9 protein-coding genes are annotated in these 17,334 nt (G+C 49.0%); all 9 read right to left on the bottom strand.

Going from position 1 to position 17,334, the window contains the following annotated elements; translation table 11 throughout:
• Positions 1-95: 95 nt before the first annotated feature.
• Entirely contained in the window at positions 96-1,838 is a 1,743-nt protein-coding gene (locus ABXR35_RS09805; protein ID WP_367058873.1) for a type 2 periplasmic-binding domain-containing protein, read from the bottom strand.
• Positions 1,839-2,063: 225 nt separating this feature from the next.
• On the bottom strand, positions 2,064-2,984 hold the full coding sequence (locus tag ABXR35_RS09810) for a carbohydrate ABC transporter permease (protein WP_367058876.1): 921 nt from the start codon (positions 2,982-2,984) through the stop codon (positions 2,064-2,066).
• A 118-nt stretch (positions 2,985-3,102) separates the two neighbouring features.
• Complete coding sequence (locus ABXR35_RS09815; RefSeq protein ID WP_367058879.1) at positions 3,103-4,044, bottom strand: ABC transporter permease; 942 nt, start codon at positions 4,042-4,044, stop codon at positions 3,103-3,105.
• 357 nt (positions 4,045-4,401) lie between these two features.
• Positions 4,402-5,274, bottom strand: coding sequence for a D-amino-acid transaminase (gene dat, locus ABXR35_RS09820; RefSeq protein ID WP_367058882.1), 873 nt, complete (start codon positions 5,272-5,274; stop codon positions 4,402-4,404).
• A gap of 157 nt (positions 5,275-5,431) precedes the next feature.
• On the bottom strand, positions 5,432-7,381 hold the full coding sequence (locus ABXR35_RS09825; RefSeq protein ID WP_367058885.1) for a cache domain-containing sensor histidine kinase: 1,950 nt from the start codon (positions 7,379-7,381) through the stop codon (positions 5,432-5,434).
• On the bottom strand, positions 7,381-9,030 hold the full coding sequence (locus ABXR35_RS09830) for a response regulator (protein WP_367058888.1): 1,650 nt from the start codon (positions 9,028-9,030) through the stop codon (positions 7,381-7,383). The genes ABXR35_RS09825 and ABXR35_RS09830 overlap by 1 nt, the downstream gene beginning before the upstream one ends.
• A 32-nt stretch (positions 9,031-9,062) precedes the next feature.
• On the bottom strand, positions 9,063-10,472 hold the full coding sequence (locus ABXR35_RS09835) for a glycoside hydrolase family 140 protein (protein ID WP_367058891.1): 1,410 nt from the start codon (positions 10,470-10,472) through the stop codon (positions 9,063-9,065).
• Between the two features lie 188 nt (positions 10,473-10,660).
• Positions 10,661-14,299 carry a glycosyl hydrolase gene (locus tag ABXR35_RS09840; RefSeq protein WP_367058894.1) on the bottom strand — a complete coding sequence of 1,213 codons (3,639 nt, stop codon included), beginning with the start codon at positions 14,297-14,299 and terminating at the stop codon, positions 10,661-10,663.
• A gap of 105 nt (positions 14,300-14,404) precedes the next feature.
• Positions 14,405-17,263: a glycoside hydrolase family 2 protein gene (locus ABXR35_RS09845; protein WP_367058897.1), complete on the bottom strand. Its 2,859-nt coding sequence runs from the start codon at positions 17,261-17,263 to the stop codon at positions 14,405-14,407.
• Positions 17,264-17,334 lie beyond the last annotated feature (71 nt).

The raw sequence follows: 17,334 nt of genomic DNA on the forward strand, positions 1-17,334 counted from the left end.
ACAAAAACAGCAACGCCTTCATTACGAAGACGTTGCTGTTCACATGGTTTGTAGCTATTTTAACACTGCTGAGATCAACGCCGATTGTGGTCGTGTTATTTCACACCTGCGTTTTGCAGGGCTTTGGCGTATTCGGTGGTAATATATTCGGTCAGTTTATCGGCACCTGCCTGTTTGAACGAATCGATTGCTTTTTGTTTATTCGCTGCAAAATCCTCTTCTGTTTTGGACAGAATCATCGTTGCGGCGGTACGGGCGGCAAGTTCTTTGAGCTGTGTTTCCAGCTTGAGCAGATCATCCGTCAGTACCGGCAGAACGACGGTGTTTTGTTTGACAATTTCGTCTTGGCTCAGACTTTTCAGCGGCGTATTCTCGTCATTCAACTTGCCTTCCTGCACGAGCTTGGAGAATACTTCGCCCGGATAGGTTGCGCCGTAGTGCTTGCTAAAGTCTTTTTCCAGTGTGGTCGAGCTTGCTGCCATTGCTTCTTCAGTGGAGAACAGATTGACCGGTGTATCGTTCGACGGATCAATCACACTGCCGCCGAGCCCGATCAAGTTCTGATCAAGTGCGATACCAGTACGTTCCCATGCGTCGCCACCATTGACTTTGGCTGCGATGGTGTCTTTGTTCAGCTGTGGTTTGCCGTTTTCGATAGTCCAGTCTTTGCCTTTGATGCCGCTATACAGCGTTCTAGCACCTTCATACGAGTGGATATAGTTCAGGAATTCCATTGCTTTTTCTGGATATTTGCTGCTTTTGGAGATAGCGTAGCTTTTGTCAGACCAGCCGACAGGACGCACGCCGCCGCTCCATGCTTGTTTACCGATAGGCAGCACCATGTAGCCTTTGTTATCCTTAGCATATTTAGCATTGAAATCGCCCATTGCCCATGTTGCTGGACCGAGGATGAATTGACCAGCTGTTGCTTTTGCCATGTAATCGTTATTTTTCATAGTTAGCGCATCTGGGTCCAGCAGTCCCATACGGTACGCTTTGTTGTAGAAATCCATCGCAACCCAGTAGTTGGACGTATCGTCAGTCAGTACGTTCAGCAGTCGATTCTCACCGAGCGGTTTTGCCATCAGGTCAGAGCCGCCGCTAGCGGTCTGCTGCGTAATCCAAGTGAACGGGATGATGTATGGCCAGAGACCCCAATCCTGCCACATCGATACGCCGTATATTTTTTTGCCTTCCTCTGTTGTCGGATGCTTGGCGCTGATCTGTTGCAGTACATTCAGCAGATCGTCCGTGCTATTGATCGCCGGTGTACCGACTTCTTTGTAATAATCCCAGCGCATCGTTGGTCCAATCGTTACATTCGGATATACCGGGCTTGGGTCCGCTTGAATTTGGGGTGGAAGGAAATACAGCTTATTCTGCCCTTCACTCCAGTTCGCACGGCTGTAATCGACCACCGTCGGGATCGTTTGCTCAATGTCTTTGCCGTACTTGTCCATCATGTCATCCATCGGGATAATCAAATTCCCGTCGATCAGCTGTTTACCATACTGATTCGGATCGGCACGCACGATGTCCGGCAGATCGCCACCTGCGAGCAATACGTTCATTTTGTTAGCATCCGCTTCGACATACTCGATTTTGACGCCGATTTTGTCTGCCAGCTCTTTGGCGATTTCGCTATCGGGATACGTATTCCAGTTGGTTCCGGTCTCATTCACAAGCACACGCAGCGTGACAATTCCGTTAGCATCCTTTGTTCCTGCCTGACTGCCTGCGCCCTCTTGGGTAGTTGTAGAGCCAGAACATGCTGTAAGCGTTATCATAAATGTGAGCAAAACGCTAGTCAGCGTGCGAACCTTGAGTGCTTTTTTCATGGGTTGACCTCCCTTTATGTGTATAGATAATCAATGAGATGGGAACATGACGGTGTTTCATTTACCATGTGCCTGCCAGACTGCGAATGAAGCGATGCGTCTGACAGGTCATATGCAGTTCGTTGGCTGATATACACCTTGATACATATTCGTGCATCTCGGTATTCATTATGTGAGAGTTAGATCACCAAAATGATCTAGTGTGATTGGTTTGGCACAGCTAAATTAGCCTTTGACCGCACCCATCATAATACCTTTTACAAAGAAGCGTTGCAGCATTGGATAGACGAGTACAATTGGCAATGTAACCAGCATTGTAATCGTCATCTGAATCGATTGCGGTGTCATCGTGCGCACCTCGGCGGAATTGGTCATTTCGGCGGCGCTCATGCTGGAGATGCTGTTGGATTGATTGAGGAAATTATACAGCACCAGCTGGAGCGTTTGCAGATTCGGATTCTCTACTAAGAAGAAGTTATCGAACCACGTATTCCACTGTCCCACTGCCGAGAAGACTGCGATAGTGGCGATGATCGGCGTAGATAGTGGGAAGATAATGCGGGTAAAGGTTGTAAAATACCCTGCCCCGTCAATTTTCGCCGATTCCTCTAGCGCTGGTGGCAGCTGCTCGATAAAGGTTTTGATCAGAATGATATTGAAGCCACTTAATGCGGTCGGCAACACATACAGCAGGAAGTTATTTTGCAGACCGTATGCTTTCATGGTCAGATACCACGGAATAAACCCAGCGTTAAAATACATCGTAACGAGCACGAAGCGGTAAATCAACCGACGCATCGGCATTTCACGTTTGGTGATCAGATATGCGAAGAAGGAACAGCATAATACGGTCAAAATCGTACCGATAATCGTCCGCAATACCGAGACGATTGCCGCCTCCTGCAATCCATTCAGCTGCAAGGTTGCCTTGTAGCTTTCTAGTGAGAATCCGGCTGGCCACAGGAATACGCCGCTCTGCGCCTGAAAAGAATCACTGATGGAGTAGATGAAAATGTAGTAAAACGGATAAATGGTCACGATCAGCAGCAGACTGAGGATGGTGTAGTTCACAATGCTGAATAGCAAATCAGGTATGTTGATTGGTTTGCGGGTACGTTCACCGCGTACGCTTATTGCTCTGCCCATGGGGGTTCCTCCTTTACCTGCGTTTAGCTGGTATACTTGCTTATGATTGGCTTATTGCTTTTGTGTAGGGATCGTATTTACCATGGCTAACGAGTGGAAATGTATCTGGTACGAACATTTAGATAATGCTCTCACCACGTACTTTTTTGGATAGGCTATTGATCATAAACAGCAGGATGATACTAATCACCGATTTGAACATGCCGACTGCGGTGGAATATGGATAGTCGTTGGTGACAAGACCGAGACGGTATACATACAAATCCAGCACCTCGATTTTGTCGGCAACCATAATATTGTTGAAAACGAGATATTGTTCAAAGCCTGCGGACAGCAGATTGCTCACTGCCAGCAACAGCAAAACGATAAAGGTTGGCATGATATTCGGAATTGTAATATGCACGATACTGCGGAATCGTCCAGCTCCGTCGATCTTGGCGGCATCGTATTGCTCACCATCAATGCCGACAATAGCAGCTAGATAGATGATGGCGTTCCAGCCGATGGTTTTCCAGATCAGGAGCAAGGTTTGCACCATCCATACATGATCCGGGTTACCGAGTACGTTGAGCGGCGTATCGCTGAGTCCGAGTCTTGCAATAATCGTATTGATCGCGCCCTCCGAGCTGAACATGCTAAACGCGAGTGAGAATACGATAATCCAGCTAATATAGTTCGGCAATGTGGTGGTCGTCTGAATTAGTCTTTTGAAAAATCCGTTGCGGACTTCCGATACCATAATCGCCAGAATGAGCGGCAGCGGTGCAGCGATGATCGACAGCAGGCTAAGCGCCAGCGTATTGATCAATACACGCAACATATCGCGGTCGTGCATCATTTCACGGAAATGCTCCATGCCAACAAACGTCGTCTGACTGAGCGGAATTCCCGGACGATAATCGAAAAACGCATACACCCAACCGAATAGCGGCACATAACTGAAAGCGATTACAAAAATGATAAACGGTAACGTCATTAGTAGCAGCTTGATTCCGTCTGCATGAATGCGGCGCCGCTTGCGCGTCTGAATAGCTTCTCCTTTTTTATACGTAATGTCCACAGCGGAACCTCCTTTGGTGTACCTGCAACTTTGTCCTGAACCTAGTGTATGCTTTCGGGAATGGTCGCTGAATGAACAATATGTAAAAAAAGCTGAATTATCTACAGATGTTGCTGTGAAGCGACGGGAGATGAGTAGAAAGTTGAAGGATATACAGATAAAGTTGAACAGATCTAGAATTGTCCACGGATAAAAAAGGAATAAGAGATTGGTATATTCACAGTCAGCATAGCTCGGAGCATGGATGTAGTTCTCTATGTAACGGAAGGATCATTGTAGACATAACAAAAATCCCTGTAGCTGAGGGAAACGATACAGGGATTTTTATTGATATGATTATTCATTACTGCATCGCAATTATGACAAACTGCTTACCGATCTTCCCGCATCTGCCAGTAATTGCTCCACCGCTTCCACGTACGCGGCTTGCAGTTGCTTCACGATCGGTCCCGGTGTCCCATTTCCGACAGGCTTGCCGTCGATGGTAATGATCGGAGTCGCTTCCTGAGTCGTGCTGGTCAGGAAGGCTTCGTCTGCATCCAGCAGTTGCTCACGATGGAATGCTTGCTCCACATACGGGATACCGAGTTGATTGGCAATTCGATGCACTACCTGCTTCGTAATCCCGTCCAAAATGAGATTGCCATTCGGATGCGTATAGATCGTGCCATCCTTAACAATCAGCAGATTGGATGAGGTACATTCGGTCACCACATCATTGCTGCGAATCAGAATCGCTTCGTGTGCGCCTGCTTCCGCCGCCTCTTGCTTCGCCAATGTATTGGCCAGCAGATTCAGGGACTTGATATTACACCGCAGCCAGCGAATATCCTCCAATGTGATCGCAGCAATGCCCTTCTCTATCGTAGCAGTTGGTCGGGGCAATGGCTCGCAATAACCGAGCATGACAGCTTCGCAATGCTCGGGAAACACATGCGCCCGTTTCGCTTCCCCACGGGTAAATTGCAAATACAAAATGCCGTCTTGATCTCCAAATGTCGCCGCCAACCCGTCAATTTGTTGAGACAATTCTTCGCGGCTCCAATGCAGCGTGATTTTGATCTCATCTAGACTGCGGTATAACCGATCCAAATGCGCTTCCTTTTCAAAAATCACACCCTGATATAACCGGAACACTTCATAAATGCCATCTCCAAAATAGTATCCGCGATCCTTATACGATACACGCACATCTTCTTCCTGTACCAGCTTGCCGTTCCACAGTAACATAAGCTGACCTCCGTATGATTGCGATTTTGCAAATGGATTCCTTGTGCATGGTGACCAAGAGAATATATGCAATATACATCTGTAATGAATTTTAACACGCAGACTCATCGGAAGAAACAGTGAAGCGTGCTGCGACTGTTATGAGTATCGCTGCTACTTACTTTGCCGTCTCGTCCATTTGCAGATGTGCTGGTAACTCATCTGTCAGCTTAGGCAAACGAATGGTCACCTCTGCGCCCTGCGGCACTTGGGGAATATTCACACCATACGGCTTGCCAAAATACAGCTGAATGCGTTTGTTGATATTGTACAGTCCAACCCCGCTACCGCGTTCACTGGTAGCTTCTTCACTGCCAATATGCAGGCTGCTCGGCGGCGTTTTGATGCCACTGACGTTCGGCTTGGCTTCCTCACTCTCTTCATCAACATCGTATCCTTCTCCCGCTGCCAAGCGCGCATTTAGTTCCTCACGCAGCTCTGGGTCGAAGCCTGTTCCAGAATCAACGACCGACAGCCACAGATCCTGCTCATCCTCGTATGCCTCGATACTGATCTCAATACCTTCATGATCTTCGCGTACATACTTAATCGAATTCTCCACCACAGGCTGCAAAATAAAGCGCGGAATTCGATAATTAAGCATCTCTGGCTGAATATCAAAGGTAAATACAATCGTGCTATTGAAGCGCAGATTGATAATTTTGATATAGTTTTCCAAATAATTCAGTTCGTCGCGCAGTGTACACATGCTATCCTTACTGGCGAATACCGGACGCAAAATATTACCGAGCGCCACGACGCTAGTAACAATATTGTCCGCCCGCACCATCGTCGCCATCCAGCGAATCATATTGAGCGTATTGTACAGAAAGTGCGGATTGATCTGATATTGCAGCGCTTCGATCTCTAACTCGCGCCGCTTCTCCTGCATCTCATTATTGCGCCGCAGCAGATCGACGATGCTGAGCGACATTTCATTAAACCGCCGCATTACGGTGCCAAATTCATTATTGGGAATATTGGTAAAGGTCACACCCAGATCGCCCTGACTGACATCGCGCATTTTGTGCGCCAGTAGATGCAGCGGTCGGATTAGCTTCTTTAATGAGAAATACGAGACTCCGAAAATAGCCAGAATACTCAAACAGAACACAATGACCATAATACGCTGTACAGAGAAAATCTGCTGCGAGAACAGACCGAGCGGCACTTCACGCATCATATACCAGTCGGAATCCTGCAATTTGTAGTACACGATCTGAATCGGGTCGCCATTTTTTACCGCATCATAGCTACCAAAGGTTGTATCGCTATCAGTTGGCGGCACATACGGGCTATTCTGACCAACCTCCGCTGGGCTGCTGCCTGATACGATCACACCGCTGCTATTCACGATATACATATTGCCCTCTGCCATATTCAGTGCAGCGGAATAGGTCGATGCTAGATATTGCTCATCCAGATTGAAGATGACGGTTGCATTGGTATTCGGCTCGTATAGCGGACGCACCCCACGAATGAGGCTGATCAGCTTACTTTCATTGTCTCCCGTAATATATGGATTGTAATACGATTCGCTTGTCGCTCCGGCAATCGTCAGATTCGGAAACGACTGCTTAGCACGCTCATATCCCTCGGATTGGAAAAAGCTGTCCGTCCAACCGCGTCCTTCGTGCACAAGCGTACGAGTTGCATCGCCGCCGAGTGCACCATTTTTGTCCGTGATGATGTAGATGGAATGGATGTAGTTGTAGTTGCTGATAAAGTTGGCGATACGTCCGTAGATGTCCTTTTTCAGCTCGATATTTTCCAATTGTGTGCGCGTATCGTTACTTTGCAAATAATTCTGCACATTGTTGTCCAGCAAAAATAGCTTCGACAGCCGATCCACATCGCTCAGCAGACTGTGGATATTATGATCGGTTTGTTGAAATTGCTGATACAGCAGCTTCTCATTCTGCTCCTTGATCAGTCCCAGCATGAACGTATACAGAAAATACGTAGCCAGCGAGAATACAATGATGCTGATTGCCATAAAATAGACGATCAGCTGCGTACCCAGATGCTGAATCCGACCCGTACTGCCAGAACGACGCCAGAGGCGCATCAGCGCTTCACTCCGCCAACGTCGGCGGCACCCGCTCCACTTAGCCATTGACGCCGGTATTCATTCGGATTGAGACCAGTCACTTTTTTGAATACTTTGCTAAAATACGTATATTCCGGCGAAAATCCGACCTGCACGGCGATGTCGTATGATTTTAGATTGGTGCCGATTAACAGCTCCTTGGCACGCTCAATCCGATAGCGATTCAGATAATCGACAAAGGTAATTTGCAGTTCCTTTTTAAACAGATTGCTCAGATAGCCAAAGCTGAGCGAGACATGATCAGCAACCTGCTGCAAGCTGATATTTTGTGCATAGTTTTGCTTGATGTATTGTAGCGCCCGTGCAATCTCATTGCTCATATGCAACAGATTGCGCGAATATTCTACCAGCTCAGACAGATAATCTAGCACCTGATCCAGCATCTCCGGTAGCGTATCGCACTGCTCCAGCTGCCCTGTAATATCCGACAGCAGTGTCTTCTCATTCTGATGGTGATCATACAGACTGGTACTAACCCACTGAATAAACTGGAATAACAGATGCTGCATAGCACGATGATCCGCGCGTAGCTGACTAGACAGCATATCCATATAATCATCATATCGCTGCTGCTTGAGCGGAGATAGCAATTCTCGCACTGGCATATAATGACGGATATGCTCCAAGCGCTGTTCTAGCGGCGTTAGATTCAGCTGCTCGCCACGGGTATGCACCTTACCGCTGCCAGTCAGAAACTTGTTGCCCAACGCCTGTCGTGCTTCATGATACGAACGCGACAGATGGCGATACGTATTCTCCATCTCGCTAATGCCAAACGATACCGAGCTGCCAAAATACGTACGTATCGCTTCCTGCACACGCTGTAGCATCTGATCTAGCTCCTGACGAATGACCTGCTCCGAGCGTACATCGTCAAAGCTGAGCAGCAGTAAGTAATGTCGATGATCCAAATAAAATCCTTCGCCTCGTTGAAAGGAAGACGTCAGCTCAGTCAGCATGTTCAGCAGCGTCATCTTAATCAGATGCCCGTGTTCGTCCTTGAACTTGTCTGTTAGCCGAGCATAATGATCCAATTCAATCACGCAGGCGATCAGCCGCACGGGTGATAGACGCATCCCGCTCTGCTGCACAAATTGCTCAAATTCCTCAGCAGAGTAGATGCCATATAACAGAAAGTCTTTTAGAAACTTTTCCTTAACCAGCTCCAGATTAGCGCTTGGTACAGCACGGCTATGATGGGACACGCTGACCGTGGATTGACGTTGCTGCTCGTCCAGCTCATGCCGGACACCGCCTAATACGCTCTCAATCTCCTGCTCGGTCATCGTCAATTTTAAAATGTAACCGGATACACCAAGCGACATCGCTCGGCGTGCCAATTCGAATTCTTCGAGACAAGACAGCACCACAATACGCGTCTGCTTGTCTTGCTGACGGATACTCGATATTAACTCCATTCCATCCATGCGCGGCATGCGAATATCGGTAATGATCAGATCGGGCTTCTCCTGCTGGTACATATCCAGCGCACTCTGTCCATCTGGCAGATCGGCGATGACGTGCATGCCAAACTTGCTCCAATCGACCGAATTTTTTAGACCGATGCGTACCAGCATTTCATCCTCCACAATCATAACTTTATACATTCCGCTCACTCCCTTGTATTCAGGTCATTACGTTATGTCATCCAAGTCAGACACAGCACCCAATCGTTACCTCGTCCGCTTGAAGGCGCTTTCCATTCTACATATGATTCCCGCTGCTGCGCAGGCTCTAGCAATTCCTGAAATGTCCCACTACGCGGACAATACCAGCGCGCTTGCACCTGCTGGGGAGGTAGATGATCTGCTTTTACTTTAACATACAGTCCATGCGGACAATAGACGAATATGTAGTTTTTCCCTTTTAAAGCAACCGGATAATTGCTACCTGCGGGTGGATTATGCAAAATCTGCTGCGCTGGCTGGGCAGTCTTCCATTCCACCTGCTCCAACAGATGACGTGCATGTCGCATCTGCCATGCGCCCGGACGCTGTAATGCCTGCTGCCACGGCATAATAAAATATCCTTCATGCTCGCTGCTCCACGCCAGATCATCCGGTCCAGTATACATTGACCATACCGAATGATGACCATACGTATGACCACAGGCTCCGCTAAATACCGCATAATACGCCGCCTGCCGCACATCTGCCTCATCAAAATAACCATTTTCCGCTCGAAAATCGATAGGAATATCCTCATAACATGGCTCCGAATCAAGTGTTGGACGCGTTGGTTGCAGATCATAATCATGCTGTACCAGACGATAATTATCCCGTACGCCCGCGCCATGACTGGACTGAATCATATGAAAATCAAGCCATTTCTCATCGTGTACATACAACGAAGACGACACGCCGCCCTTCGGATGAAAGGTGATCAGTTGCGACGTACTAGGCTCTGCCTTCTCCTGTATAGCGAACTCGGTTGTGTCTGGATTGCTGCGCAAGCCTTCTGCCATCTGATGAATCACGTCAAAATGTCGTCGTGTTTGCAGCGCCCGATCACCGCCCAGCACCCAAATGAGATGCGAATGCTGTCCATATCGCTGGTGCAACCATTGCCCGTATACATATGCGAGTTCTGGGGTGAAAATCTCTGGTCCTGCTCCGCCTGCCTGATGGAATTTGTCCCCCCAAGTTGGTAGCAAGGCGACATACAATCCGTAGGATGATGCCAGCTCCAAAACGGCGTCCACATGATGCCAATAGCTATAGTCTCCATCCGTATCTGGTTGACGCACATTCGGCTCGCCGTTCTCATCCAAATGTAGGGGTAACCTGCCATACGCATTCGGTGTATGCAGTCCATCGCGCTCTGCTAGCAATACCGTCTGAATAACGTTGAATCCCTGCTCTGCGCGGGTACGCAAATACAGTTCCGTTTCCTCCCTATTCAGCCGATGCAACAATTCCCACGCCGTATCTGCCAACCAGAAAAAAGGTTGATCGTCGGCGGTAGTCAGAAAATGTCCATCCGAGCTAACGCGAAGTGATGGAAGCTTGGCGGAGCTTGGGCTAGCATCTGTTCTATTATTGATGACCATATTAGATAGTCTCCTTTCAGTGCATGTATAGATGTAGATTAGGTCATACGTAGATGCGCTCACATATAGAGATGAAGGCATGAAATCATAAATCAAGACACGAAAGACAAAGCCTTGATCTCACTGGCTTTGTCTCCCGCTCGTGCTGCATGTTTATTTTACCTATTCCCTGTATTCGTCCGTTCTACTCAGTCTATAACAATCTCCGGTGTACCTTTTAAGCCAAAGCGAACGAGGCAATACCGATCAGTGTAAATATGCTCACCGTTAAAATTACCATCTGTCCAGCTCGGTGTATCGCGGAAGCTGTCAGGACCAACCATCGTCAATTCCCCACGTACATGATGATGCGGACCAAGCAAATTGCGACAGCTGGACATCAGTTCTAGCGCAATCTCGTTATTCCCCGGCTGTAGCCAGTCCGTAATGTCCGCTTCATACGGCGCCCACATCCACGTATGCACCTCGTGTCCATTTAGCCACAGTCGCGAAAGTACCGCATCCGGTCGATTCCAGACAAACGTGGCGGTTTGCCCCTGTTCCAGCTGTGGCACTTCCAACTGCTGCGTCAGCGTCACATTCCCTGCATAAAAGTTCAAGCCCTGTGTCGTCAGATCACCCGTTTGCACCGAACGAACCGGCTCCTGCAATACAAACTGTCCGGCAGTATAGATCGCTCCACGCTCGCCCTCTTCATATCCAGCCTTTGCCTGTACAGCAAAGTCGCCCAGAAGATAGATACTTTCCAGCTCAGTATCGTAAAACATCTTGTTGCCCTCAGACTCGAATTGCTGCGCACGAGCAGCAGCTTCGTACGTTTCCTCCGAATTACGGAATGTACCGCTGATCATAATCTCATTTCGTCCCGGCTGTACCTGTCCGCACAAATCCAGTTTACGGAAGGCAATATCCCGCCACCAGCCCAATTCCTGCGACGGCAGACGCTGCCCATTGACTGTAATCTCGTAGCGCTGCGGCTGCTCCATGATCAGATACAATTCACGATCCAGATACGCTCCATCTTCCGCTTCAAAGACAAATGCCAATTCAATATTCACTGCTCTGCCAAGCTGTACCAGTTCCTCTTGAATGAAAATGACTGGCTTCGCTTCCTGCCATGCTCCACCATCCACACGTAAGCTACACAGATCCAGTGTTAGACTGTTGAGATCAGTTTGTTGAAGCTGCCACTGCTCCTGAAGCGGGATAGACACTTTTCCTGCTGAGTTCAATGCCGTACTGATGTCTGTTGCTGCATTCATTGCCGCTTGAGTGGCGGAATCATGATGAGGATTGGCAATATTCTCGTCTATCGCCTCTTGTTCATGCGTTTCTTCAACGATGATACGCAACATATACGATTCCGCTGGGGCAAATTCAAGCGTTATCGTCGTTTGGTCATGCTGATGGATAACATGATTTTTAGCCATCGACGTTAGATTGATATGCTTACCAGTTTGGAGATCGATTCGCTCTATACGAAGCGCAAGCGTGGCTTCTTCCTGATGGCTTGATGAATGAGCATCGTTCGCTTGGGCTGTGTGTGCCGATTGCGAGCCTTGTATGGATGCAGCTGCTTGCGATGCTATTAACGATCCCGATGATGGCATCGTCAACAACGGCGCATGTGGAATCACAAATTCGGCATGATACCCATGCACACGGTCGGTATTGACGAGATAGATCAGTGTTTCATCGTCCAGCGTACCGATGCGACTGAGCAGCACCGTTTGTCCAGTGTGAGCAGGAGTTTCGGTCGACTCATTGCCTGCCGCTTCCTGCTGCTGGATTGTATCCGGTTGGCTGGATAGCTCAGCGGAGTGTCCACCGTCTGCACCGATTGCGGCGGTCGTATAGCTTTCCTGCTCCTCGCCTGCGGCAGCAGGATATTGAATGAGTTGCGTCAGTTCGAGCCTTGCCGGTACATGCACTTCCAGATAATCTGCCAATGCTGAGCGTTCTAGTGGAAGACATGGGATACGGCTTTCTAGTATAGCCAGACGATCATCATGCTTGCCTTCTACTGACGATGGCAAGGTGCCGAGCGCCAATACCTGTCCACCCTGCTCCAACAGCTGCAATAGCAGGTCCAGCGTATATGAGGAGATGGTCAGCATAGGCGGCAGAATGACTGTACGGTAACTACTCTGTCCGATCACGAATTCTCCCTGCTGCACATGCCCATGACCATCGATAATACTTTCTGAGCCATAATCATGACCATAATGCAGACCACATAGCCACTCGCTCACTGCCACAAAATCGCGATTCAGCCGCTCGCCTTCCTCATACGTACGATTATTGTATACGAGCCATGCCGAACGAATCGGATGCAGCAGTAAAATATCATGCTGCGGTGTACTTTCGGACAGTAGCAACGATAAGCGACTAAAATAATCATTAAATCGGCTATAATCGCTCCACCACGGCTGCTGATAATACAGAGAAGGCGGATAATCCCGCTTGCGAATCCCGCGCATGCTATAGCCTTCCAGATGCTGACACATCAGATTGATGCCATGTACATACTGCCATTCGGCAATCCATTTTAGATCGGCAAACGATACATTCCAGCCGCTGCATCCAAATGTCTCAGATAGCACGAACTTCTGCCCTAGCTGATGCGCTACTGAGCTGGCTTGCTTCGGTGTCAGCGGATTGTCGATGAATCGTCCCAGCCAGTCAATGCCGGGCGTCTGCATATACTCATACGATGCCATCGCATCGCCGACTGAGCTTGTCTGTGCGGTCAGATGGTCTTCGCATACCACATGCCCCGTCAACCGAATCTGATGCTCCCCGCACCAGTCACCAATTTGCTTCATAAACGATTCTGCAAACAGACGCGTCGCCAGCTGCCAAAACCGATAACGCACTTCCTCATACCCTTCCAGTTCTAAAAAAATCGACGGCAGATCATCCAGCAAATTGGGCACCATATCCGCTACCTGCTCATTATTTTGCGTCTGAGCCACTGCATTGCCTTCTGTATAAATGGTGCCGTCTCTATGATCTAATTCATGCTGCACATTCTGACTTCCTCGTCCTGATTGCGCACGATAAGCAGCGGCATATTGCTGTTCCAGCGTAAACGACCACGGAATCTGATTGCGACCATACTGCGGCTCATCGGTAAATATCCCTGCAACCGCCTGCCCGAAATGACCAGCAAATCGCTCCGCATACTTCTCATATGTTGACTCGATAAATGCACGCACCACATGCGCATCCAGCGTGTCAATATAATATGGATTCACCTCGTAATAGATGCGTAGTTCGGCGCGGTGCTCCTGTCCAGACTGCACCCGTACATAGCGATCCTTTTCCTTGTAATAAAGAGCAATGGTACGCTCGTTGGACTTGAAGGCGCTTGCACTATCGTTCGCATCTAGCCACTCCATACGTAGTAGCTTCTGCTGGTACTCCAAACCGAGCTGCGGCACAACACCATCGGCAAAGCCGCTAGGCCAGCCATTTTCATCGTAGCACCATACCTGCATACCGAGACGCTCCCCCTCCTCGATCCCAGCAGCAATGCACTCCATCCACTCGTCACCCATATATGGCGTTTCCAGACCAGCGCGTGCGTGCATAATATAGCCACCCAAACCTGCCTGCTTCATCTCACGTACCTGCCGCCGAATCTCCTCAGGGTCCATGCGATCATTCCACGACCAGAACGGAATGGCGCGGTAGATCGCAGGCGGGTCCAACAAATGCTCATACAGCTGACTTGCAGATAAACGATCTGGACGCTGGATATTGGCTGTGCTCTGCTGTGCCGCCAATTGCGTCTGTGCTTGCATAGATTCATAACCTGAATTCATAGCTGTCCCCCCAGATTGCATATGATTTTGGATATATGATTTGGACATCTTCCAATCGCCATAGGAATGAAAAATGGTGAAGCCGACTGCCCTATGCCCAATCTGTCATTTTACATTCCATGCCCGTACAGACAAGGATTGCGGCGAAGCAACATGAATGATCCGACTCTCGCCACGATCCAACCAGAAGAAGTTATCTTCCGCCAGCAAAATAGACGATGCTGCTTCATTCGACTGAGCGTTGCCCTGTGAAGAACTACGAATATCGTTATATAGCTCAACAGCGACAGCCGGGAATTCACCAGTATTGGTCACTTTGACTTGATGCTTATACCGCGAAGCCCCCACTGCTTGATCTGATCTGTTTGCTTGATTTATAGGGTCTGCTGCTTGGTTTGTTGAATCTACTGGTTGGTGTCCACCCAGCGCTGAGAAAGAGAGACTCACAGCATCCACAGTAATAGCAGTCCCATCCTCCCAATCTAATGACAGCGTCGTCGATGGTAGGTTCAACAATACACCCGGTCTTGCATCAAAATTCAGCCAGTAGAAGGTTCGATACAACACCTCACCCGCCTGTACAAGCTCGGATACGATCAGTAGCGGCGCATCTTCTAGCGGTGCAGAGGTCAATGAAATCTCACCCAACTTACGTACTTGCTGCGCAGCTAGAACTGCTGGTTGATTCGTAGTGTCAAGTGATGAATCGTTGCTATGCTGTGCTGTTGAATGAAGCGTATCCGACGGGCTTGAACCTGCTTGCCAAGCTTCGGATTGTAGCAACTGCAATTGTGCATCATACACACGTACCCCTGCTGTCCAGTCTTCCTGATGCAGATCCAGCTGTCGACGTTCATCTAGTAAATATACCGGCAATGCCTGATCCACATCTGGGCTATTCAGCTTCTCGAACAGAACCACTACTGCTAATGGTGCATACGAATCCGCTGTAAAATAGTGCGACATTTTCGGTACGCCATACCAATCTATCGTCGCCCAAGATACCCCCGGATATACATCATTCAGCTTGTACGTCACCACGCCTGTTTGCAGCGGCCAGTGACAGCGGGCGCGCTCCATTTTATGACGAAGCGAGACGACCTGCGCCAATTGTGTTCCGGTGACGAACTGTTCCAGCGATTCACAAGGCACAAACGAACCAGCAAACTCGGATAGAATCCGCATCTCATCCCGCGTATTAAATGCAGGCAAATGATGATAAAAGCTGCGCCCCGGTTCCGGTGGCCATTGATGCCGTTCCTCTTCTGGCATATAACGCAGTACCGATTCCAGTACCGGCGCGGATGCAAGCCCAAATTCACTCAGCAGCATATCGTCTAAGCCCGCATAATAATCAAAGCTATATGCTGGTGTCCAGCCGTTCCAGACGATATGATCATGCGTACTGCCACCAAGCGGATCGGTACGGTGAAATGGACGCGTTCCATCCAGCTCAACACTGTACCGCCCCATCATATTCATCGACTCATGATCCAATTCGCTGCTCGTCTCATTGCCGCCGCCCCACATCACCAGCGATGGATGATTGCGCAATCGTAGTGTATTACGCTGTACCGTTTCCTCTAGCGCATCGTATGGCTGATTGGCATGACTGCCCCAGCACGTCGGCCACTCCTGTAAAATCATAATGCCCAGTCGGTCGCATAGGTCATAGAAATCATCCGTTTCTGGCATCCCACCGCCCCATGCTCTCATCATATTCACATGCTGATCTGCTGCCAGTTGAAGAAAATGCTCATAATGCTCCCGTCCAAAATCCATCAGCGCATCCAGCGTACACCATCCTGTTCCTTTGGCGAATACTGGTACTCCATTTACGGCAAAGGTCCAATCATACAGCTCCTCCTGTGTTCCTTGCGGTGAAGGCAGCATGCCAATATGACGGATACCGAATGTCGTTTCCACTACATCTCCATTTACATCTGTAGCAGCTTGTTCCCTTTCCCCGTATTGATAAGCAAGCCGTATCCGATACAAAGGCTGCTCTCCCATATCCAGCGGCCACCATAGCTGCGGTTGCGGTATATTTAGCTGAAGATGCACAGGCTCATCATCAGATGACCATTCCCCTGCCTGCGGCTCCCATGTAAATAATACTGCCTGTCCATCACCCTGCTCTGGCCTTATCACACCATGCACCACATCTCCGGGCTGCACCTGACCAGTTAAGGTAAACGATACATCCACCTGTCCCGCCAACGCCTGCTCCAAGCTAAGTGCCGCGACAAACGGATGCCGAATCTCCATCCGATTCACTGCTTCCAGCTTGACCGATTGCCAGATGCCAACGGCAGGCAGATTGACATAGTGCCAGCCATAGTTGCAGTTAAATACAACCGTCGAATGCCAAATATTCCACTCATTACCGAGAGGTGCTGGATGCACACGCACGATCAACGTATTGGATGCTTGTAGCAGCTGCCCTACTTCATGCTCCGGTCCGCCAAATGCACCGTTATGATAACCAAGCGCCTGACCATTCAGCCATACATCACACGCAGGCGATACGCCTTCAAAGACCAGTCGCGCTTGCTGCCATTGCTCAAGCTGATCCAGTTCAAAATCGACTTTATGCCACCATGTACGATGACTGTAATCCTTGGCAGCATCGGCATTTTCGCCAAAGCTTGGATCGCCCAGCACCCCGTTATCCACCAGTGCCTGATGAATACTGCCCGGCACATTCACCACATAAGCATCGTCCCACACTTGTTGCAAGCGTTGCTGTTCATCGCCCTCCTCCGCCATTTGCCATTGTCCATCTAATAATAGGTGCGGTGCTTCCATAATCGTACCAGCTTGCTGTTGCCAATTTGCCTGTGCCTGCCGCCGCTCTACCTGCTCTGTCTGAATCTCGCTAATCGGCTGATCCCACGGTGTATATTGAGCTTTGAAGCTTTGGCGATCTATTTGATCCTTACTAAGCGCCTGTCGTGTATTCAATCGTCTCACCTCTCCTTAACATTCCGGCTAGATCTTGCATTCCTTATTTGTCGCGGTATAACAACGGATTG

It is taken from the genome of Paenibacillus sp. JQZ6Y-1 (assembly GCF_040719145.1).
Classification (GTDB): Bacteria; Bacillota; Bacilli; order Paenibacillales; family Paenibacillaceae; genus Saccharibacillus; species Saccharibacillus kandeliae.